At 62.2% G+C, this 21,079-nt stretch carries 21 protein-coding genes; 7 read left to right on the top strand and 14 right to left on the bottom strand.

The window, feature by feature from the left end; all coding sequences use genetic code 11:
• Positions 1–162: 162 nt before the first annotated feature.
• On the top strand, positions 163–438 hold the full coding sequence (locus IB272_RS23530; protein ID WP_127890105.1) for a hypothetical protein: 276 nt from the start codon (positions 163–165) through the stop codon (positions 436–438).
• Positions 439–638: 200 nt separating this feature from the next.
• On the opposite strand, the gene IB272_RS23525 is transcribed toward IB272_RS23530, so the two are convergent.
• The 5 genes from IB272_RS23525 to IB272_RS23505 all read right to left on the bottom strand — a co-directional run bounded on the left by IB272_RS23525 (position 639) and on the right by IB272_RS23505 (position 5,615).
• Positions 639–1,688 carry a sn-glycerol-3-phosphate import ATP-binding protein UgpC gene (locus IB272_RS23525; protein WP_034790367.1) on the bottom strand — a complete coding sequence of 350 codons (1,050 nt, stop codon included), beginning with the start codon at positions 1,686–1,688 and terminating at the stop codon, positions 639–641.
• Positions 1,688–2,536, bottom strand: coding sequence for a sn-glycerol-3-phosphate ABC transporter permease UgpE (ugpE, locus tag IB272_RS23520; protein ID WP_060521181.1), 849 nt, complete (start codon positions 2,534–2,536; stop codon positions 1,688–1,690). The genes IB272_RS23525 and ugpE overlap by 1 nt, the downstream gene beginning before the upstream one ends.
• Positions 2,537–2,543: 7 nt before the next feature.
• On the bottom strand, positions 2,544–3,425 hold the full coding sequence (gene ugpA, locus IB272_RS23515) for a sn-glycerol-3-phosphate ABC transporter permease UgpA (RefSeq protein WP_034790369.1): 882 nt from the start codon (positions 3,423–3,425) through the stop codon (positions 2,544–2,546).
• 68 nt (positions 3,426–3,493) lie between these two features.
• Complete coding sequence (gene ugpB / locus IB272_RS23510) at positions 3,494–4,798, bottom strand: sn-glycerol-3-phosphate ABC transporter substrate-binding protein UgpB (protein ID WP_060521180.1); 1,305 nt, start codon at positions 4,796–4,798, stop codon at positions 3,494–3,496.
• A 352-nt stretch (positions 4,799–5,150) separates the two neighbouring features.
• Positions 5,151–5,615, bottom strand: a complete 465-nt coding sequence (locus tag IB272_RS23505) for an Lrp/AsnC ligand binding domain-containing protein (RefSeq protein WP_034790372.1) — start codon at positions 5,613–5,615, stop codon at positions 5,151–5,153.
• Between the two features lie 126 nt (positions 5,616–5,741).
• Between IB272_RS23505 and alr the strand changes: the two genes are divergently transcribed.
• From alr to IB272_RS23485, 4 genes are all read left to right on the top strand, one after another.
• A complete protein-coding gene (gene alr, locus IB272_RS23500) occupies positions 5,742–6,872 on the top strand; it encodes an alanine racemase (protein WP_192445182.1) in 1,131 nt (376 codons plus the stop codon).
• 24 nt (positions 6,873–6,896) lie between these two features.
• Positions 6,897–8,147 (top strand): D-amino acid dehydrogenase, encoded by a 1,251-nt coding sequence (locus IB272_RS23495; RefSeq protein ID WP_034790377.1) that lies wholly within the window; start codon positions 6,897–6,899, stop codon positions 8,145–8,147.
• Between the two features lie 36 nt (positions 8,148–8,183).
• A complete protein-coding gene (locus IB272_RS23490) occupies positions 8,184–8,564 on the top strand; it encodes a RidA family protein (RefSeq protein WP_060610740.1) in 381 nt (126 codons plus the stop codon).
• A gap of 280 nt (positions 8,565–8,844) precedes the next feature.
• Positions 8,845–9,150, top strand: coding sequence for a hypothetical protein (locus IB272_RS23485; protein ID WP_034790383.1), 306 nt, complete (start codon positions 8,845–8,847; stop codon positions 9,148–9,150).
• Positions 9,151–9,314: 164 nt separating this feature from the next.
• Here the strand turns inward: IB272_RS23485 and IB272_RS23480 are convergent, their stop codons facing one another.
• Positions 9,315–11,363: a bifunctional aldolase/short-chain dehydrogenase gene (locus IB272_RS23480; RefSeq protein ID WP_192445180.1), complete on the bottom strand. Its 2,049-nt coding sequence runs from the start codon at positions 11,361–11,363 to the stop codon at positions 9,315–9,317.
• 371 nt (positions 11,364–11,734) lie between these two features.
• Here IB272_RS23480 and IB272_RS23475 point away from each other — a divergent pair, with 371 nt between their 5' ends.
• Entirely contained in the window at positions 11,735–12,724 is a 990-nt protein-coding gene (locus IB272_RS23475; RefSeq protein ID WP_246810407.1) for a sugar-binding transcriptional regulator, read from the top strand.
• A 31-nt stretch (positions 12,725–12,755) separates the two neighbouring features.
• On the opposite strand, the gene IB272_RS23470 is transcribed toward IB272_RS23475, so the two are convergent.
• The 8 genes from IB272_RS23470 to IB272_RS23435 all read right to left on the bottom strand — a co-directional run bounded on the left by IB272_RS23470 (position 12,756) and on the right by IB272_RS23435 (position 20,557).
• Complete coding sequence (locus IB272_RS23470; protein ID WP_060610728.1) at positions 12,756–13,703, bottom strand: sugar kinase; 948 nt, start codon at positions 13,701–13,703, stop codon at positions 12,756–12,758.
• Between the two features lie 80 nt (positions 13,704–13,783).
• A complete protein-coding gene (locus IB272_RS23465; protein WP_090427704.1) occupies positions 13,784–14,821 on the bottom strand; it encodes an ABC transporter permease in 1,038 nt (345 codons plus the stop codon).
• Positions 14,818–16,386, bottom strand: a complete 1,569-nt coding sequence (locus IB272_RS23460) for a sugar ABC transporter ATP-binding protein (RefSeq protein ID WP_060582274.1) — start codon at positions 16,384–16,386, stop codon at positions 14,818–14,820. The genes IB272_RS23465 and IB272_RS23460 overlap by 4 nt, the downstream gene beginning before the upstream one ends.
• 87 nt (positions 16,387–16,473) lie before the next feature.
• Complete coding sequence (locus IB272_RS23455; RefSeq protein ID WP_192445178.1) at positions 16,474–17,475, bottom strand: substrate-binding domain-containing protein; 1,002 nt, start codon at positions 17,473–17,475, stop codon at positions 16,474–16,476.
• Between the two features lie 77 nt (positions 17,476–17,552).
• Positions 17,553–18,542 (bottom strand): ABC transporter permease, encoded by a 990-nt coding sequence (locus IB272_RS23450; protein WP_234824518.1) that lies wholly within the window; start codon positions 18,540–18,542, stop codon positions 17,553–17,555.
• A gap of 356 nt (positions 18,543–18,898) precedes the next feature.
• The gene (locus IB272_RS23445) at positions 18,899–19,588 is read right to left on the bottom strand and encodes an alpha/beta hydrolase (RefSeq protein WP_210339496.1); all 690 of its coding nucleotides are present in this window, start codon (positions 19,586–19,588) and stop codon (positions 18,899–18,901) included.
• A gap of 151 nt (positions 19,589–19,739) precedes the next feature.
• Complete coding sequence (locus IB272_RS23440) at positions 19,740–20,276, bottom strand: alpha/beta hydrolase fold domain-containing protein (protein ID WP_192445176.1); 537 nt, start codon at positions 20,274–20,276, stop codon at positions 19,740–19,742.
• Complete coding sequence (locus IB272_RS23435) at positions 20,225–20,557, bottom strand: hypothetical protein (RefSeq protein WP_192445190.1); 333 nt, start codon at positions 20,555–20,557, stop codon at positions 20,225–20,227. The genes IB272_RS23440 and IB272_RS23435 overlap by 52 nt, the downstream gene beginning before the upstream one ends.
• On the opposite strand from IB272_RS23435, the gene IB272_RS23430 reads away from it, so the two are divergent.
• Positions 20,488–21,048, top strand: a complete 561-nt coding sequence (locus IB272_RS23430; protein ID WP_192445174.1) for a LysR substrate-binding domain-containing protein — start codon at positions 20,488–20,490, stop codon at positions 21,046–21,048. The two genes, IB272_RS23435 and IB272_RS23430, sit on opposite strands and share 70 nt — an antisense overlap.
• The last annotated feature ends 31 nt before the right edge of the window (positions 21,049–21,079 follow it).

Raw genomic sequence — 21,079 nt, 5'->3', positions numbered from 1 at the left:
TCAATCCGCTGCAGATCGCGCTCGCTCATCGCAATCAATCCCATCCGCAATCTCCCAGGTCATCAAAACCCGGGGAGAGTGACATTCCAACTTTGCAGGATCAGGACACTTTAACTTTGCGGCTACAGTTCTGAATCGCATAACATACATTATGGAACTAACTTGCAAACACCCATTCGGGCCGCTTTAGCGGTTCCGTGCCGTGTCATCGAGGTCGATCCCGGCAAGACGCTGGTCTACACGTTTGCTGATTTCGAGCTGCACTGGACAATCCAGCCGGACGGTGACTGCTGCATTCTTGGGCTGGAGCATCGGGGCTTCGACCTTGAAAACCCGCAACACCGTTTCGCCGAAGAAAACATGCCGACTGTTGGCGCACACTCGTCTTGCCGCGCTTGGCAACTCGAGGCCGCTCACATGACACCTTCGGCTTCTTGATCCGAGGCGCGGCAAACTAAATCTGCTGCGATCAAACTCCGAAGGCCCGGCGCCGATCACGTTGATCGTATTCTGGAAGACTGGCTATCGACCAGGCTGGCGCAAATCGGGCTCCCGCTACTCAGCGCCGGATAGCTCTCGCCGAACTTTAAGGGTGGGCAGGAAGTTCCGCCGGAACCCTTCCCCTGACCTTCCGGCTATCATCCATGCCGGTTCCCACTGCCATCAAACATGTGGAGCGCTTCGGTGCTCGCCCCGACCTTCACCTCGTCACCGATCTCGTTGCGCGCGCGCCCGGAAACGCGAAAGACCAACTCGTCGCCGTTTTGGAGGCGACCGTGTATGAGGCTTTCGGCGCCGACCAACTCGATGCCGTCGATGCGCACCGTCGCTTCGAAGGCTCGCGCTGGAGCATCGGCTGACATCGGCGAAATATCTTCCGGACGGACGCCTAGCGTGTAATCGCCAGTCGGCCTCGTCACATCCGCGGCAAGCGACCAGCCCGCCGACATGTCCTTGCCGTGCAGCAGGTTCATCGAGGGCGAGCCGATAAAGGTGGCGACGAAGGTGGTCGCGGGCTTCTCGTAAAGCTCCAGTGGCGTGCCGACCTGCTCTATGCGGCCGGCGCTGACGACGACAAGCCGGTCGGCAAGCGTCATCGCTTCCATCTGATCATGCGTGACATAGACGCTCGTCGTTGCGAGCGAGCGCTGCAACCGCTTGATTTCGATGCGCATCTGCCCGCGCAGCTTGGCATCGAGGTTCGAGAGCGGTTCGTCGAACAGAAACGCGGCGGGTTGGCGAACGATTGCCCGCCCCATGGCAACGCGCTGGCGCTGGCCGCCCGAAAGCTGCCGTGGTTTGCGGTCGAGATAGGGCTCGATCTCAAGCGTCCTTGCGGCCGTGGCAATGCGCTGGTCGATCTCGGCCGGCGGTGTCTTTCGGTTCTTGAGCCCATAGGCAAGATTCTGGCGCACCGTCATGTGCGGATAAAGCGCGTAGTTCTGGAAGACCATCGCAATGTCGCGCTCCGCCGGCTCGACGTCGTTGACCCGACGCCCGCCAATCAGGATATCTCCGCCGCTGATGTTCTCGAGCCCGGCGATCATGCGCAACAGCGTGGACTTGCCGCAGCCGGACGGCCCGACAAGAACGACAAACTCTCCGTCCTTGATCTCGAGCGAAACGCCCTTGATCGCTTCCACCGTGCCATAGGTCTTGCGGACGTCATTCAGGGTAATTTCAGCCATTACTTTTCTGTCTCCACAAGACCTTTGACAAACCAGCGCTGCATCAGCACGACCACGAGGATCGGCGGGATGATTGCAAGGATCGCCGTCACCATCACATAGTTCCAAGGCGTCGAGGCGTCGGTAAAATCGATCATCCGCCGGAGCCCGATGATGATCGTGTTCATCTTCGCGTCATTGGTGACGAGCAGCGGCCAGAGATACTGAGTCCAGCCATAGATGAAGAGGATAACGAAGAGCGCCGCGATGTTCGTTGCCGAGAGTGGCAGCAGGATATCCTTCATGAAGCGAAACGGGCCGGCATTGTCGATGCGCGCGGCCTCCACCAGCTCCCCTGGTATCGTCAGGAAGAACTGGCGAAAGAGGAACGTCGCCGTTGCCGACGCCATCAGCGGCAGCGTCAGCCCCGCATAGGTGTCGATCAAGCCGAGATCGACGATCACCTTGTAGGTCGGCAGGATGCGCACCTCGACCGGCAGCATCAGGGTGATGAAGATCATCCAGAAGAACAGCATCTTCAGCGGGAAGCGGAAGAAGACGATCGCAAAGGCCGACAGGAAGGAGATGACGATCTTGCCGACGGCGATCGCGATCGCCACGACCGTCGAATTGAACAACAGCCGCTCAAGGCTGACGCCGACGACACGCTCGACGCCGCCGCCGATCGCCTCCCGATAGTTCTCGACAAGGTGATCTCCGACCACCAGCGACATGGGTGGCCGCACGATTTCGATCGAACTGTGGCTCGAGGCGACGAAGGTATAGTAGATCGGCAGCGCGACGATGATGATCCCGATGACGAGTATCAAGTGGCTGATCGCAGTTGATATGGGACGGTTCTCGATCATCTGCGCCTCACGAATAGTGGACCCGCTTCTCGACGAAGCGGAACTGGAACGCCGTCAGCGCAATGACGATGATCATCAGGATCACCGACTGGGCTGCCGAACTGCCGAGGTCGAGATTGACGAAGCCGTCGTTATAGACCTTGTAAACGAGCGTCTCCGTGGCCTTGGCGGGGCCTCCGCCTGTGACCGCGTGAATGATGCCGAAGGTGTCGAAGAAGGCGTAGACGGTGTTGACGACGAGCAGGAAGAACGTCGTCGGCGCAAGTAACGGGAAGACGATGGTCCAGAACCGTTTGGTGCCGCGGGCACCATCGATGGCTGCCGCTTCGATCAGCGACTTCGGGATCGCCTGCAGGCCGGCGACGAAGAAGAGGAAGTTGTAGCTGATCTGCTTCCAGGCTGCCGCCACGATCACCAGAAACATCGCCTGGTTGCCGTTGAGCAGCGGATCCCAAGCGAAGCCATTGCGGCGCAGAATGTAAGAGAAGGTGCCCATTGCCGGGTTGAACATGAACAGCCACAGCATGCCGGCAACAGCCGGGGCAACCGCATAGGGCCAGATTAGCAGCGTGCGATAGACGTTGCGCCCGCGCACCACCCGGTCGGCCGCCGTGGCGAGCAGCAGCGCGAGCGCCATCGACAACAGCGCAGTCGCAAGGCTGAAGGCCACGGTGACCTTTAGAGAATGCAGATAGTCCGGGTTTGCAAGGATTGCCCGGAAGTTGGCGAGACCGACGAAGCCGGATTTAAGGCCGAACGGATCTTCGCGCAGCACCGACTGGTAGAGCGCCTGGCTGGCGGGCCAAAAAAAGAAGATGACCGTCAAGACGATCTGAGGTGCCAGCAGAAGATACGGCAGCACCTTGTTTGGAAACACGACGGACTGCATGGACTCCCCTCCCCATCAAAGACCAGTCCGCACCGCCTTTCGGCGATGCGGACATTTCGTTTTGGAGGTCAGTTTCCGACAGCAGTCTTGATCGCTGCGTTTGCCTTCACGACACCTTCGCTGAGGGCCGTCTTGGCATCCTTCTGGCCGGCAAGCATCGCTTCGAACTCTTCGTTGAGGATGTCGCGAACCTGCGGAAGGTTGACGAGGCGAACGCCCTTGGAGTTTTCGGTCGGCGCCTTGCCCATCATCTGCTTGATCGGCGTCTCGCGGCCCGGGTTCTTTTCATAGAAGCCGGACTTCTTGGTTTCCTCATAGGCTGCAAGCGTCACCGGCAGGTAGCCCGAGACCTGGTGAAGTTGGGCCTGAGTTTCCGTTTTCGAGAGGAAATGGAAGAACTCGGCCACGCCCTTGTATTCGCCATCGCTCTTGCCGGCGAAGACCCAGAGGCTTGCGCCACCCGGGATGGTGTTCTGCGGGCCATGGCCCTCATAGTAGGGAAGCTCGCCGACACCATAGTTGATGCCCGACTTGACGATGTCGCCGAGACCACCGGAGGATTCCGTCAGGATCGCGCACTCGCCCGACATGAACAGCTGCTTGGCTTCCGAGGTGCGACCGCCGTAACGGAAGGTGCCGTCCTTGGCGAGGTCGGCGATCGACTGGAAGTGGTCGACGAAGAGCGGCGCGTCGATCTTCAGTTCCACTTCGAGCCCGGCAAGCCCGTTTTCGTTCGTGCCGTAGGGCACATTGTTCCAGGCCGAGAAGTTTTCGGTCTGGATCCAGGTCAGCCAGGTCGAGGTGAAGCCGCAATTTGCCGCCCCGCTCGCCTTGATCTTCTTTGCCGCTTCGAAGACCTCGGGCCAGGTGGCCGGCGGCTTGGCCGTATCGATACCGGCCTTCGTAAAGGCGTCCTTGTTGAAATAGAGAATCGGGGACGACGAGTTGAAGGGGAAGGACAACATGGTCCCGTCAGCCTTGGAATAGTAGGCGACGATGCCCGGCAGATACTGGTCCTTGTTGAACTCGTAGCCGCCCTTCTTAAGCACCTCCGCCACGGGGACCACGGCACCTTCCGCGCCCAGCATCACGCCACTGCCGGCGTCGAACACCTGCAGGATGGCGGGAGCCTGCTTGGAGCGGAACGCAGCGATACCCGCGTTCAGGGTCTCGCCATAGGTGCCCTTGAACACGGGGACAATCTTGTACTCCGACTGGCTTTCATTGAATTCCTTGGCAAGCCTTTCAACGGTTTCGTTGTTGGCGCCCGTCATCGCGTGCCACCAGGCAAGCTCCGTTGCCGCGAAGGCGTTCGAAGCGGCGAAGATCGAGATTGCAGATGTGGCCGCAAGCGTCCATTTCAAAACTCTCATGGCGGTTCCTCCCAATATTGAGACGACAAGTCTCGGTGCTCAGTCGCGTTGATCCTCCTCAATCAGTCGCGCCTGCCTTTCGCAGCGAAAGTGCGCTGATTAAAAACGAACGATAACGAACCTGCAAGAGAAAATAGAATGCAGAATTCGCAAATTTCCGCCTTCGGAATATTCGTTCTGTTTCATATATGAACGCTGGAGGCAGAATTGTCCCCGGGCGAGATACAAATCGCCAACCACTCACAGCCTGCGCGACCGACTTGCGGCCGATGGACTTGCCCGCCTCCTCGCCTTGATGCCTGTCGCCCTCCTGCTCTGCTAGGGGCGGCCGCCGGGGTTCTGACACTGCAGCCTATCGACGTGCCTTGGGACGTGTCGCGAGCACGTTGCGGATCGCAAAGCTCGAATGGATCCGGGAGACCCCCGGTAAAGCCGAGAGAATCTCCTTGTGGATGCGTTCGAACTCGCCGGCATTGGCGACTTCGACGCGCAGGAGATAGTCCGATCCACCGGTCATCAAAAAACACTCCCGCAACTCGGGATGTCTTCGTACAGCCGCCTCGAACCGGTCGAGATAGTCCTCCGTCTGGCGGTCCAGCGTGATGTTGATGATAACGGCAATGCTGGCCTCGACGTTCGAGGTGTCCACCAGGGCGGTATAGCCGCGGATGACGCCGGACTGTTCCATCAATTTTATCCGCCTTAGACAAGCGGATGGCGAGAGCCCGACCTCGGTCGCGAGGCTGGCATTGCTCCGGCGCGCGTCCAGGCGCAGCAGCCGAAGGATATTGCGGTCTATGGTGTCGAGCGCGGGCATTGCAGATTATTCCAATTCTTCGCTGTTTCATTCAATGATCACGAATCCGCGCAACGATCAATCGACAATTCGTCGACAATTCTGCGATCGTTTCACTACCCTCCGGACAAGTTGGGAGGCTCGGCCATGGACGGCGCAGTCAGGGAAAATACGCAGCAGAAAGCGATCAAGGGCGGCGCCTCAGGCTACCTCACGATCGATCTTGCGGCGCTGGTTCGCAACTACGACCGGCTTGTGTCTGAAATTGCGCCGGCGCGGGCCGCAGCAGTCGTCAAGGCGGATGCCTATGGGCTTGGCGCGGACCGGGTCGCGGCGCGCCTCTATGACCATGGCTGCCGGCATTTCTTCGTGGCCCAGTTCGTGGAAGCTCGGCGCCTGCGACCTCAGCTTGCCCGCGATGCGATGATCTTCGTTCTGAATGGCCTGCAGCCGGGCAATGAGCTCGCCTGCGCCGACGATGGCATCGTTCCAGTCATCAATTCCCTCGAACAATTGCGGCAATGGGCCGGTGCGGCTGTAAACCTCAACCGTCGCCTTCCCGCGGCGCTGCAGTTCGACACAGGCATGTCGCGGCTCGGTGTCCCGCCGCAGGAACGACCGGCGATCGCATCAATGCTGCGGACCTGCGGCATGATCGACATCCAGTTTGTCATGAGCCACCTGGCCTCTGCCGACGATGTCTTGAGCGAGCAGAACGGCAACCAGCTTGCCGAACTCCGACGCATCGCCACGGAGTTTCCGGAATACGAACTGTGCTTCGCCAACTCGGGCGGCATTTTCCTCGGCGAAGCCTATCACGGCGTGCTCGTTCGGCCAGGGATTGCACTCTATGGCGGTGCTCCGACGGATGGTCATCCAAACCCGATGGAGCCGGTCATCAAGCTCGATGTTGCAGTGGTACAGACGCGTGAAGTGCCGACCGGAGCGCGCGTCGGTTATGGCGGCAGCCATGTCGCCGCAAGCCCGACCCGGCTTTCCACCATTGCTGCCGGCTATGCCGACGGCCTGCCGCGCAGCCTGAGCGATCGGGGTGCGGTCTATTGCGACGGTGTTCGCTTGCCGATCGTCGGCCGGGTGTCGATGGACAGCATCACTATCGACATCTCCGCCTTGCCGGAGGGGCGCCTGCAACTCGGCAGCCTGGTGGAGGTCCTCGGCCCCAACCAGACACTCGAAGACATCGCACGCGATGCCGGCACCATCTCCTACGAAATCCTGACCGGTCTCGGGCATCGCTACGAACGGCAGTATCGCTGAGCTTCCTTTCCTTTTGAGGACATCATGAAAGTTATCGTTCTCGGCGCCGGCATCGTCGGCGTCACCTCGGCCTACCAGCTTGCCAAGAGCGGACATGAGGTCACCGTCATCGATCGCCAGCCCGGACCGGCGCTGGAGACGAGCTTTGCCAATGCCGGCGAGGTTTCCTTCGGCTACTGCTCGCCCTGGGCAGCACCCGGGATTCCGATGAAGGCGATGAAATGGCTGTTCATGGAGCACGCGCCGCTCATCCTTCGACCGAAGGTCGATGCCGCCATGATCTCCTGGATGATCAAGATGCTCTCGAACTGCACGTCCGGGCGCTACGCGATCAACAAGAGCCGCATGCTCAGGCTTGCCGACTACAGCCGCATCTCGCTCGCCGCGCTGCGCGCCGAAACCGGCATCGCCTATGACGAGCGCATGCAGGGAACGCTGCAGCTCTTCCGCACCCAGGCCCAGCTCGACGCCTCCGGCAAAGACGTCAAGGCGCTCGCCGCCGACGGTATTCCCTACGAAGTTCTGGACCGCGACGGCTGCATTCGCGTCGAGCCGGCGCTAAAACATGTGCGCGAAAAGATCGTCGGCGGCCTGCTGACGCCGAAGGACGAGACCGGCGACTGCTTCAAGTTCAGCAACGAACTTGCGAAAAAGGCGGAAGCGCTCGGCGTGCGCTTCAACTACGGCAGCATCATCCGCAGCCTCGACGTGGAAGGCGGCCGGATCAAGGGCGTCGTCACGGCGCATGGCACGCTCAAGGCCGACGCCGTCGTCGTGGCGCTCGGCAGCTTCTCCCCTCTCCTCGTCAGGCCGCATGACATCCGTCTGCCGGTCTATCCGGTCAAGGGCTACTCATTGACGATCCCGATCACCGACGCTTCGCGCGCGCCGGAATCGACCGTTATGGACGAAACCTTCAAGATCGCCATCACCAGGCTCGGCGATCGCATCCGCGTCGGCGGCATGGCGGAAATCTCGGGTTATACCAACGATCTCGGCGAGCCTCGCCGCCTGACGCTCCAGCACTCCGTCACCGATCTCTTCCCGGGTGGCGACGTGTCGAAGGCAAGCTTCTGGTCGGGGCTTCGCCCAATGACGCCGGATGGCACGCCTGTGATCGGCCCGACGAAGGTCGCCGGCCTCTATCTCAACACCGGTCACGGTACGCTCGGCTGGACGATGAGTTCCGGTTCGGCCCGCGTCATCGCTGATCTCGTCAGCGGACGCCAGCCGGAAATCGACGCCACCGATCTCGCGATCGCCCGCTACGCATAAGCGTGTTCCAATCAACCACCAATCTCGGAGACGATCATGATCCAGGAAATCCACACCACCGACGCGCCGGGTGCCGTCGGTCCCTTCTCACAGGCAATCAAGGTCGGCAACCTCCTGTTCGTCTCCGGTCAGCTTCCGATCGATCCGGCCACCGGAGAGTTCAACTCGGACGACGCGATCGCGCAGGCCGAGCAGTGCCTCAAGAACCTTGGGGCTATTGCGACCGCAGCGGGCACGACCCTTTCCAACACCGTCAAGACCACGGTTCTGCTCACCGACCTCGGACAGTTCGCGGAGATCAACAAGGTTTATGCGGGCTTCTTCGCCAAGCCGTTCCCGGCACGCGCCTGCTACGAGGTCAGCGCTCTGCCGAAGGGCGCGAAGGTGGAGATCGAAGCGGTCATCGCTATCCCGTGAAGTATGCTGGCGCCGACGCTCTTTCGGGAAAGGCGGGCGAAGCCGGCCGGCGGTCGACAGCCTCGCCGGCCAGATTTCCGCGTCCGACAAAGTTCTGATTCGTCATTTGGAAGACGAGGAAGACCTGATCATCCCGCTCATCTATCACCCAGCCCGGTTCTGCGCTTGCTTAGGTCTGTCGCTTAGCCTTGCCTCCTCCCCTCGCCCACGCAAACAATGAGTTGACCGTTTTAAGCGCCGAGGCGACACTTGTGAGGTGCAGCAAGGCAGGAGGTAAATGATGGCTGAGGCGGACCATTGGCGTCATATGGCAAGCGCGCCGAAAAACGGGAGCCGGATCCTCGTCACGATCCGCCCGTCCGAACAGGGCGCTGCGGAAGTCGATCTCGCCTATTGGTCGAAGGGTGATCAGTTCGGGTCCGAAGGCTGGCGCGCCTCCGATTCCTCGCCCGGTCGCATCATCGAGTATGCCGAGCCTGAGCTGAAGTGTTGGATGCCGATGCCCATGGCCAATCTCGATCGCGCCGCGATGCCCCTGCCCTGGGAAGGCGAGGACGAACAGGAATTGGACGGCTCCGGGATCTAGGAGCCCACGCGCCAGCTCGTCAGGTAGCCCTTCGCTGTCCGTTGGCTTAGGCCGTCGCGTTGTCGAACTTTCTTCGCCACGGCGACACAATCGGCAGTCGAGCCGATGTTCTTCATATCGCAGGGCACGGCCGCGGTGGTTCTCACCGCGGCCGCACAATCTGGCTATCGCATCATCGCCGCGACATTGCCGCCGTCGACGGTGATGACCGCGCCTGTGCTCGTGCGTGCCTTGGCAAGATGCACGAAGGCTGCGGCCACATCCTTGGCGGCAACTTCGCGGTGGACGAGATTGCCACGCATATAGGCTTCCGGCGTGATGCCGCGGGCGCGGCTGCGCTCCTCGACCATCTGGTCGGTCATGAGACCAGTGCGGATGCGATCGGCGTTGACGGCGTTCGAAGTGATGCCGTCCGCGCCATGCTCGACGGCGTATTGCCGCATCAGCGCCATCAGCGCCGCCTTCGAGGTGCCGTAGGGACCGAAGTCGGGACCGGGATTGACCGCCTGCTTGGAGACGTTGAACACCAGCGCGCCGCCGGTGCGTTGCGCCTTCATGATCCTGGTCGCAGTCCGGGCAATGTAGTGATGCCCCCAGAAATTGAGCGCGAAGGCTTTCTCGAAGAGTTCGTCGGAGACCTCGATCATGGCGCCCTGGAAGGCAGCGCCGGCGTTCGAAATGACGATGTCGACACCGCCGAAATGTTCGGTAACGCCGGCGAGAGCGGCTTCAACGGCCTTGGGGTTGGTCACGTCGCAGGCGACGCCAAGGCCGCCAAGCCGGGCGGCCTCCTTCTTGACCGCCGCTTCGGCAAGATCGACGAGGGCGATTTCGGCGCCTTCCGCACGCAGCGCCTCGGCAATCGCAAGGCCAAGGCCGCCGGCGCCACCGGTCACCACCGCGACCTGTCGGCTGAGCGGCTTTTCCACCTGCTTCGCCAGTTTCACCTGCTCAAGCGACCAGTATTCGATGTCGAAGAGATCCTGTTCCGACAGCGCCTCGAAGCTCTCGATGCCCTCGGCGTTGCGGATTACGTTGATCGTGGCTTCCGCGACATCGGCGCCGACGCGTGCCGCCTTCTTGCTGGGACCTGCTGCGAAGAGGCCGACGCCGGCGACGTAGAAGACGCGGGGCATCGGGTCGAGCATCTTCTTGTTGCCGCCAACACGCGCGTTGTTGCGCTCGAAGTAGGCGCGATACTCGGCGATGTAATCCGCCACCGCCGTGCGCACCGTCTCTGCCCAGCTGGCCATTTCTCCGGTAACCGGCGCCGGCAGGGCCAGTCCGAAGCGCTTGATGTGGATGACATGTTCCGGCGTCGCATTGCCGCGGCGCGCGAGATCGGCAGCGTTTTCTGCGTTGCAGAACGCGAGCACGGTCTCGCTCGCCCGGTGCTCCAGAACGAAACGCTTAGGGCAGCCGTCGACACCGGTGTCGATGGCGACGGCGCCGCGCAGGACCGGAGCGATTTCGGCGGCCGACGCAATCGCTGCCGGTTGCTTTGCCTGAACGAACGGGCGCGGATTGCCTTTGGCAATGCGGCGCTCGGCCATGTCGATCGCCGTGATCATCTTTTCATAGGCTTCGCGCGGATCCTCCGACCAGGTGAAGATGCCGTGCTTCAAGAGGATCATGCCGTCGGCGGTCGGATCGGCGCGGAAGGCCTCGTCGCAGGCTTTTGCGAGATCGAAGCCGGGCATGACATAGGGAACGATGATCGCCTTGGGGAAGAGTTCGCGAACGATATCTTCCCCGTGCGGCTGGTTGGTCAGCGACACGATCGCGTTGGCATGGGTGTGGTCGATGTGCTTGAACGGCAGGTTGGCGTGCAGGATCGCTTCGACCGACGGGTTGGGCGCTGTTGGATCGAGCAGCAACCGGCGCTGCAGCATGACCATGTCGTCGTCGCTAAGCGCCTTGAAACCGACCATCGCCTGCAGGGGCTGCAGGCGGACGGCCGGCAGTCCTGCCGGCTCGATCGTGCCCATGTCCCAGCCGCTTCCCTTGACGCAAAGAACCGGAATTTCCGAACCGTCGAGATCGGTAAAGGTGGTCTTCACCGACGTGTTTCCGCCGCCGTGCAGCACCAGTTCCGGATCCGATCCGAGCAGGCGCGTGGTGTAGGTGCGGATCGCCAGGTCGCGGTTGACGCCGTTGCGGACGTAGGCGTCGACGACACTGGCATATTCGGTTTCAGACCATCTCGATTTCATGCAAAGGCTCCTCAGCTTCCGGCAGACATCACCTGCGACGGCTCCGGACAAAAATGACATGGCGGGACCATGCCCACCGAGCCACAGGAGGCTGACGGGAAAGGCCGCTTGGGAAATTTGGGATCGGCGTCTGGCGCGGGCCGCGTCGAAGAGGCGCGGGTCCGATCCTGTCTGCCGCGGTCTCGCCTGCCCATGCGGCCACATCCGCGGCCGCGTGCTCAAGCGCGATTCCGTTCTCGATCGTCCGTCACAACGGAACATAAACAAATGACAGCATAGTGTGTCAAATGTCAATTGAGCGTTCGAATTTGTTTGACGGCAGCCGCTTTTCCGGTTTGAGGTGGCGCAAACGGTATCAAGCGGAGTGACGGATGACGGAGAGCGCGCGGGCAAGTTGGATGATCGGCGAAGGCAAGTCGTTGCCGCCCGAGTTCGATGACGGGGTCGTTTGGGCCGCCTGGCTCTACTACGTCGATCAACTGACCCAGAGCGACATCGCCAAGATCCTCGGCATGTCGCGCGCGACCATCGTCAACTACCTTCAAGAGGCCCGCGAGCGCGGCCTCGTCACCATCCGCGTCAACACCGGTGTCGGCGGACGCGTCGCCGTGGCTCGCAAGCTCAAGGAGAAGTTCGGGCTCGAAGGAGCGCTGGTCATTCCCGCGGGAGAGCCTGCGTCGCTGGTGACGCGGCTCGGTGAGGCGGGCGCCCGCCTGCTTGCCGACATGATCAAGCAAGGCGACACGATCGGTGTGGCCTGGGGACGGACCGTACTTGCAGTCGCCGATCAGATCTCGCTGGCCGAAGCACTCGATGGGCTGACTGTCGTCCAGGTCTCGGGTAGTTCCATCGCCAATCCCGAATTCTCGCCGGAGTTCTGTACCTCGCTGATGTCCCAGCGCATTCACGCGCGCTGCGTCAACCTTTTGGCGCCGGCGCTGCTGTCGACGCCGGAACTGAAACGCTGGCTTCTCTCCGAACCGGTGCTCGTCAAGCAGTTCGAGCTTATCCATTCGACCAACATCCTGGTCTTCGGCGTCGGCGATATCGGTCCTGACACGCTGATCCGGTCGGCCAATGTCGCAAGCCAGGAGGACTTCGACTCCTACCAGGCGCACGGCGCAGTCGCGGTGCTGATCTGCCGGTTCATCGACCAGGCGGGCCGACAGGTGAGCGGCGAACTCGACGATCGCATGGTGGGCATCGAGCTCGACGAACTCGTGCGCATCCCGAGCCGCGTCTGTGTCGCCGGCGGCGCGAACAAGGTAACGGCAATCCGCGCGACGATGAATGGCGGCTACGCCACTCACCTTGTCACCGACATCGAAACCGCCGAGATGCTGCTGGCCGAAGGGGTCTGAGGCGCTCCGTCAGGAGCGCCCTGCCAGCCCGTCAGTTTGCCTTGACGCGCGCGGTGCGCATGAATGCCTGCGTCCCCTCGAAGGAGGTGATGCCGGCATCAGAACCGAGACCGGTCGCCACCAGCGCGGCCGAGGCCTGCGCGAACTTCAGTGATGTCTCCGTGTCCATCTTGTGGTGCAGGCCGGTGATGAAACCGGCATTGAAGGCGTCGCCGCAGCCGGTCGTATCGACGACGTCGATCTCGAAGGCCGGCAGTTTCACGGTCTTTCGGTCCGGATCCATGAAATAGACGCCGTCGCCGCCGAGTGTGAAAACGCAATGCTTCACACCGAGATCGCAGAAGAAGAGCGCCGCATCCTCGGCGGTTTTCCGCCCGGAAATCAGCATGGCCTCCTCCACCGACGGCATGAAGTAGTCGATATAGGGGAAGAGCGGGCGGATGAGGGAAAGCGTCTTCTCACTGGCGCCGAGCAGATCGAACGTGACGATCCGGCCCTTGGCCTTGGCCGCTTCGAGAAGCACGCGGCTCGGCTCACCGTCGAGGCGGTCGAGCAGGCCCGTGCCGCCAAGGTGGACAATCGGCGCCGCCGTCACGCGATCGAGCGCTTCGGCTGCGATCTCGAAATGACCGGACGCGCCGCGGACGTGAAGAGCAGGCCTTTCGCCGTTGCGGCGGATGTTGAGGATCGTGGCAGACGTCGGAACGCCGGGGATCCGCTGCATCTCGGCCGTATCGACGCCGAAGCGCTGCAAGGTCGAAAGCACGAAATCGGCCTTCTCGTCGTCACCGACGGCGCCAACCGCGAGGCAGTTGAGACCGAGCTTTGCAAGGTCGACGACGGTGCCCCCGGCGGTGCCGGCAACCGTCAAGCGGATCTCGTCGATAAACTCGACATTGCCGCCCTCGGGAATGCGATCGACCGGGCGACCGAGGATGTCGAGAATGTAAAGTCCGATGACCGAAACATCGTGCGCCATGCACTCAAACCTTTCTCAAGGAAACAGGGTTGTCGAATGACGCCGGCCCTGACCGCGCTTGGCGGCCCCGGGGCCAGCCGTCAGGATTGTCTGCCGCGGATCGAGAAGATCGCGCCGGCGAGAATGATAAAAATACCGACGATGACGAGCTGCCAGGTGCTCGGAATGCCGACGAGAATGAGGACGTTACTGACGAGCGTGATCAGCACGACGCCCAGAAGCGTGCCGATGACGCTGCCGGAGCCGCCGGTGATACGCGCGCCGCCGAGGACCACCGCGGCGATGATTTCGAGCTCCGCGCCGGCGAGATCGAACGGGTTCGCCAGCCGGTTGCTGGAGACGTGAATGATCCCGGCGACGCCGGCGAGAAGCCCCGCATAGGCAAAGACAAAGATACGGACCGTGCGCAGGTTGTAGCCGAGCCGCTCGGCCACACCGGCGTTTCCGCCGACGGCGTAGACTGCACGGCCGATGAGGGTTCGCTCAAGGATCCACCAGGTGACGACAGCGGCGACGGCGAGGATGAGCACGAAGGCCGGCAACGTCGAGGTCGAACCGTTGGCGCTGTGATGGGTTAAGAGCGCAAGCTTTCCGAACGCGTCCATTGCCGCAGGAATGTTCATGAACAGCGCCGTGCCGACAAAGGTGAGCAGGAAGCTGCGGATGACATATTGCGTGCCGATCGTCACGATCAGCGATGGCGCTTTCAGGGCATGAACCAGAACGCCGTTGAGCGCGCCGAAACAGGCGCCGCCGATTGCGCCGAGCGCGAGGATCGCGACGATCGGCATGTCGGGCACGACATTCACGACCAGCATGGTGACGGCGTACATGACGAATGCGGCAATCGCCGTGAACGAGACGTCGATGCCACCGGAGGCAAGGACGACGAGCACGCCGAGCGCGAAGAGGCCGCGGACGACGGACGCACGCAGGATGTCGAAAAGGTTCGACACCTGCCAGAAGTCCGTGTTGATCGCACCGACGACGAGCGAAACCGCGACGATCAGGATCAGCGTGAAGGCCGGTGGGTGGCGCATGAGCCACGTCCAGATGCCGGCAACAGCGCCCGCGCTTTCAGACCGGGGTTCTGCCGGGGAGAAGGTGGTTTCGCTCATTGAAGCCTCGCAATGGTATCGTCGGTCAGCGCGCGGGAGAGAACGTCTTCCGCCAGCCCCTCGGCGGCAAAGGTTTTGACGACACGACCCTTGCGCATGACCATGATGCGGTCGCAGTTCTGCAGCAGTTCGGGCAGGTCGTCGCTGATGATGATGACGCCCATGCCGTCGCCGGCGAGCCGCTGGATGATCCGATAGATCGTGTCCTTGGAGCCGACGTCGACGCCGACGGTCGGGCCGTGCAGGATGAGCAGTTTTGGTTCGATCGTCAGCCAGCGCCCGATGAGCACGCGCTGCTGGTTGCCGCCGGACAACGACTGCACCGGCTTGTCGACGCCGGCCGAGACGACCTGAAGGTCGTCGACCGTGCGCTCGGCGAGCGCTCGGCTGCGGCGCCCGTCGACGATGCCGAAGGCATTGCGCAGCCGGTCGAGGACCGGAACCACGATATTGTCCTTGATCGATTGCGAAAGGAACAATCCCTCTGAGAGCCGGTCCTCGGGAACGTAGCCAATCCCGGAAGCGATCGCATCGGCGGGTTTGCCAAGGCGGATCTCGTTGCCTTCGAGAAATACACCGCCGCCGTCGGCCGGCGAAACGCCGGCGAGCGCAAGCGCCAGTTCGTTGCGCCCGGAATCGAGCAGGCCGGTAATGCCGATGATCTCGCCCTTGTGCAGCGACAAGGACACGTCTGCAAAAAATCCGGTTCGTGAGAGCTTTTCGACATTGAGCAGCTTCTCGCCGAGCGTGATGGCGGACCGCTGGCGGGTGTCGTCCAGCACCTTGCCCGTCATCCAGAAGGCCAAATCGGTCTTCGAATGGCCCTCGACGTCGCATTCGGCGACTTTCTGGCCATCGCGCATGATGATCGCCCGCCCGCCGAGCGACTTGCACTCGTCGAGCTTGTGGGTGACGAACAACACGGCCACGCCCTTGGCGCGCAGGCGATCGACGACGCCGATGAGATTGTCGACCTCGTGTTTGGTCAGCGCGGTCGTCGGCTCGTCCATGATGACGAGGCGGGCGTCGGAGGCGATTGCGCGGGCAATGGCGATCAGCTGCCGCGTCGCCATCGGCAACTCGTCCGTCCGCGTTGAAAGAAAGGCCCTGCTCGCCGGCAGGCCGACGGCCGCAAGGGCGCGCTCGGCCGTCGCCCGCATCTTCGGTATGTCGAGCCGCCGCGCAAGCTTGCCCGACGATGACACCAACTGCTGGGTCAGGCCGATGTTCTCGGCGACGGAGAGATTGGGGAGCAGCGAGAAATCCTGATAGACCGTTTCGATGCCGGCAGCGAGGGCTGCAACCGGCGTCAGTCCGGTGACCGTCTTGCCGTCGATCAAGAGTTCGCCTGCATCAGCCCCTTGAGCCCCGGAAATGATCTTGATGAGCGTGCTCTTGCCGCAGCCATTCTCACCCATCAGGTGATAGATGTTGCCGGCCTCGATCGAAAGGCTCACGCCCTTGAGCGCGCGCACGCCACCGAAGTGCTTCTCGATGTTGCGCACCTCCAGAAAAGGGGTCGCGGGCTTGAGATGCGGTTCACCGCCAGTGGGCTGGGGCTGCATGGCTTTGTCCTGATGGTGCATGAGGGCGTTCGAGGGACACGCCGCCGCGCCGGGTTATGGCGCGACGGCATTAATCGGCAGAACCGATCAGAACGGGTATTTGCCGTAGTTCGACTTGTCGACGTCGACCCAGGCTTCGCCGACGACGATGATACCGTCACCGGCACCCTTCTTGACCGTCACCTTTTCGTAGCCGGGCACGCCGAGATCCATGCCGTCCTTGATCTCTTCGCCCTTGATGACCATGTCTGCCACCTTGTTCATGACGTAGCCGGCATCCTTCGGATCCCAGAAGCTGATGCCATCGACGGCGCCGGATTCAAGATAGGATCCGGTATCCTTCGGCAGGCCGATGCCGAAAACGCAGGTCTTGTCCTGCAGGCCGGCCTCTTCGACGGCGCGGCCGATGCCGATGACGTCGATGGCGGAGCCGCCCTGGAAGCCCTTGATGTCGGGGTACTTGCGCAGGATCTCGCGGGCCTTCTCATAGGCGCGGTTGGCGTCGTTGAAGGATTCGTTCTTCTCCGAGACCAACTCCATTTCTGGGAACTTCTTGGCGTTCTCAGCGCCGCCGTCAGCCCACTGGACATGCGTCAGGCTGCCGAGCGAACCGACGAAGGACGTCCATTTTCCTGATTTGCCCATGCACTCGGCGATCTTCTCGTTGAAGCGGGCGCCGAAGGCCTTGTTCTCGAAGGCTTCGATGTCGACGAGCGTGTTCTTCATGCTGTCGGCCTCGTGGGTCACCACCTTGATGCCGCGCTGGGCGGCGCGCTTCAGCACGCCTTCGAGCGACGCCGCATCCATCGGCACGACGGCAATCGCGCTGACCTTCTTGGCGACAAGGTCCTCAATCAGGCGTGCCTGCTGGGCGGCATCCGCCTTGCCCGGGCCGATCTGGCTCGTGGCAACCGTATCGTTGTCGTTGCCATAGGCGGCGACGCCCTCGGCCATGCGGGTGAACCAATTCTCGCCGGTGACCTTGACGACGGTCACGATGCTCGGCTTCTCCTCGGCCATGGCAGCCGCGGCACTCCAGATGGTGCTGAGAGCCACGGTGCAGGCGGCAATTCTACGAAAATCAGGCATAGTTCCTCCCATTGCGCCTTCGAAAGGAAAGAGCTGTGGCGCGCGAAGGCTCGCGCCCGGCCCTGGCGGAAACGGGGTTAGCTGCGGGCCGCCCTGAACCAGGCTTTGAAGTCGAAGCCGGAGGTGGCGATGAAAACGAGCAGAAGAACGCCCCAGGCGAGGTCTCGGAAGAAGTTCGAGATGTTCATGAAGTTGAAGAGGCTGGAGAGCATCTGCAGCGACGTTGCCGAAAGCACGACGCAGATGACTCGCCCATAGCCGCCCTCGGGGCGAACCCCGGCCATGACGGCGATCAGGATAGCGATGAGGACATAGGAGGTGCCGTAGTCCCACTTCACGCTCGAGGTGCGCGCGGCAATGACGATGCCGGCAACCGACGCCAATAGCCCGCAAACCGTATAGGTCAGGAACAGGATGCGCTTTTCCGGGATGCCCGCGTAGCGCGCGGCCTTGGCATTGTTGCCGAGCAGAAGCAGACGTTGGCCGAAGGGCGTGAAACGCAGGATGGCGCCGATCGCGAGCGCGACGACCAGGAACAGAGCGAAGCATTGGGGCACGCTCAGGATCGTGGCATTACCGAAATCGTCGAGCGGCTCGACATAGCCGATGCTGAGCGCCGAACCATTGGTGAGAACGATCGCCAGGCCGGTAAAGAGCAATTGCGTGCCGAGCGTGGCGATGATCGGCGTCAATCCAACCTTCGCGATCAGGAAACCGTTCAGCATGCCGCCGACAAGGCCGATGCCAAGCGCTACGCCGATCAGGCTCCAGGTGAAGAGAAGCGGAGCCTCGTCGGCGGAAATCACGTCGCGCAGAAAGAAGTAGGCGGCAACGCCCGAGAGATTGGCAAGCGCGATGCCGGAAAGGTCGATGCCGCCGTTGCCGGACATCATGGCCAGCATGACGCCAAGGGCGAGGAACCCCAGTTCGGGGACCTGCGACGCCATGGACTGGAAGTTATAGAGCTCGACGAAACTCGCGCCGACGAGTATCGCACCGGCGACAATGGCGGCAACGTTCACAGTGGCGAGAAAGCCGAGCTGCCGATCCATCTGAAAAGCCACGATGTCCCCTCCCATGCTGGCATCTGTGCAGACGGAAATGCTTCCCGGTTCTTCGGCTCCAGGCTCCTGTCTCCCCTGAAACCAACCGACAACCCGCGTCCTCTGTACATTTCTGACATTTGCCAGTCATCGGTGTGTTTTGTCAACAGCGTTCTTCTAGCTGTCCTGTAACCGAAGTGGAGGGTGAGCGGAAATGCCGGGTTGCTATCCTTCTCCTCCGTGGAACGTCCTGCTTGGCGAGACTGCCAAAGCGTCCTCAGCCCAAGCGTGACACCCGCCGGATTTGGAACGGCCAGGGCTGCAAACGGCAAGAATTGGGTGACAACGGGAGGCGAACGGTGGAGTTTGGCTCGGGCGCGTTACGCTTCGGCCTTCTGTTGAGCGAGCCATTCCCGAATGATGGTGGCGAGGCGTTGCGGCGCTTCCATCGGGACCATGTGGCCAGTGTCGGCGACGACTTCGAAGCTTGAGCCGACGAGCCCATTGTGAAGCTCCAGCGTTTCGGCGCGCGACCTCAACCGATCCTCTTCGCCGGCAATGACCAGGCTTGGGCACTGGATCGACGCCAGAGCGTCCCGTTCGTCCCTCCGCTCGATGAGAGATTGTCGGCGAAAGGCGTCGCCTCCCATTCGATGGCCTGCCGCCTGGATGCGATCGAGGATATCGGTCCGCCCCGCATTGTCGGGGTGCAGGGACGAGAGGATAGCCGATCGGCTGAGCCCCTTGAATGCCGTGCCAGCGGCCTGCCCGGCGACGACAGCCTTTCGCTGGCGCTCGACGTCGCTGTCGCCGCGCGCGGACGTGGCAATGAGGATCAGTGCGGTCACCCGGTCGGGCGCCTGCCGGACGATTTCCCGGGCGACGTAGCCTCCCATGGAGAAACCGGTGAGTATGAAGCGATCCGGGGCATCCATCAGCGTGCGACGGGCCATGGCTTCGATCGAGCCGTCTTGCGACAGGTCGGCATAGGTCGCGGGACCGTCGCCGAGTGCGGGAACCACATCGCGCCAGAGATCGGCGTCGAGCATGAAGCCCGGAACAAAGAGCATTGCCACAGTCGCCACCTCCCCGCACACCTGCTCGTAGATTGACCCTATCGGAAGAAATGGCGGCGGTCGTCAAGCGAGATGCCGCCTTCGGGCGGAAAGCCTCTTGCGCCCTGGCAGTCATGCGGCGCGAACCGTGCAGTGCGCCTGCCCCTTAGTCGACTTCCAAAGATCGGCTCAGCGCCGATTTCCAGCCGGCGATGAAATCCGCCGAGATGCGCGCCTGCGGTACCATCGTGTCGAAGCCGTGATAGGCGCCGGGAACCACGGACATTTCGACCGGCACGCCGGCCACGACGAGACGGGATGCGAAATGTATCGATTCCTGTGCGAACAGGTCGAGTGTGCCAACGCCGATCCAGGTGGATGGCAGGCCGGCAAGATCGACGGCACGTGCCGGAACCGCCTCCGCCGGTGGTTCCGCCATCAGCGGCTTGCGACCGAGCAGGGAAGTCCAGCCAAAAGCATTCGACTGCGCGTTCCAGATGAAGGTTCCGACGTGAGCCGGTGGCAAGCGCAACACAGTGCGGTCGTCGAGCATTGGATAACGCAACAACTGGAAGCGGATCGGCCACTCGCCGCGGTCACGTGCCCGGAGCGAGACGGCAGCGGCAAGTCCGGCGCCGGCACTCTCGCCCATCACGGCGATCCGCTTCCTATCAACGCCAAGCTCGACCGCAGCCTGATGCAACCAGCCGAGCGCGGCTCGACCGAAACGATAAGCGCGCCCAGTTCCGCGGACAATTGCTGCAGTTCGGGAACGGCGACTTCGGGCTTGCCAACGACCAGTCCACCACCGTGAAGATGCTGGATTGCCGGCTTGTTCGGGCGCTCCGGCGCCGGATCCAGGACGACGACCCGCAGCTTCGGATTTCCCTCGCCGCCCGCGATGAAGCGTTCCTGTGGCTGCACGGCCGGCGGCGATAGCGCCGGCGGGAATTGGGCGTTGCGGATCATCTGGAGATTGTCCATGCCGAGGTCGACGGAATGTTCCCGAGGGTCGGCAATCTCGAGGATTCGTCCCTGACGCCCGCAAGATCGGACGCACCGAAGCGTCTATCTTTGCAGCACCGGCGCTGTTCGCGGCACAGGGCATGTCACTGCTGCCTTCCGACCTAACAACCTATCCGTTGATCGGCGAGCAGATCGCACCGGGCGAAAGCCAGACCTGGACACTCCACCATGCGGCGCAAGACCCGGTGAAGGTTGAGTTCAAGCCGCGCATGTGTGCCAATAGCGTCCGCGGCATCTCGGAGGCTATCGAGGCCGGGATCGGCATCGGCCGCCTGCCAACCGTCATCGGCCGCAGGATGGTCGCCGAGGGAACCGCCATACAGATATTGCCTGGCTGGGCCGGCCCCGGACTGGATATTTCGCTGATACATCCTGCGAGCCGCGGCATGCTGCCCGGTGTCTGCCTGCTGATCGACACGCTGAGCCGCGAGGCTGGCGCGTTTTTGTAAGTGATTTCGAAGTCAAACGGTGGTGCCGCCG

This window comes from Ensifer sp. ENS08 (assembly GCF_014852195.1).
GTDB classification, from domain to species: Bacteria; Pseudomonadota; Alphaproteobacteria; order Rhizobiales; family Rhizobiaceae; genus Ensifer; species Ensifer adhaerens.
This window is presented reverse-complemented; position numbering and strand designations above follow the sequence as displayed.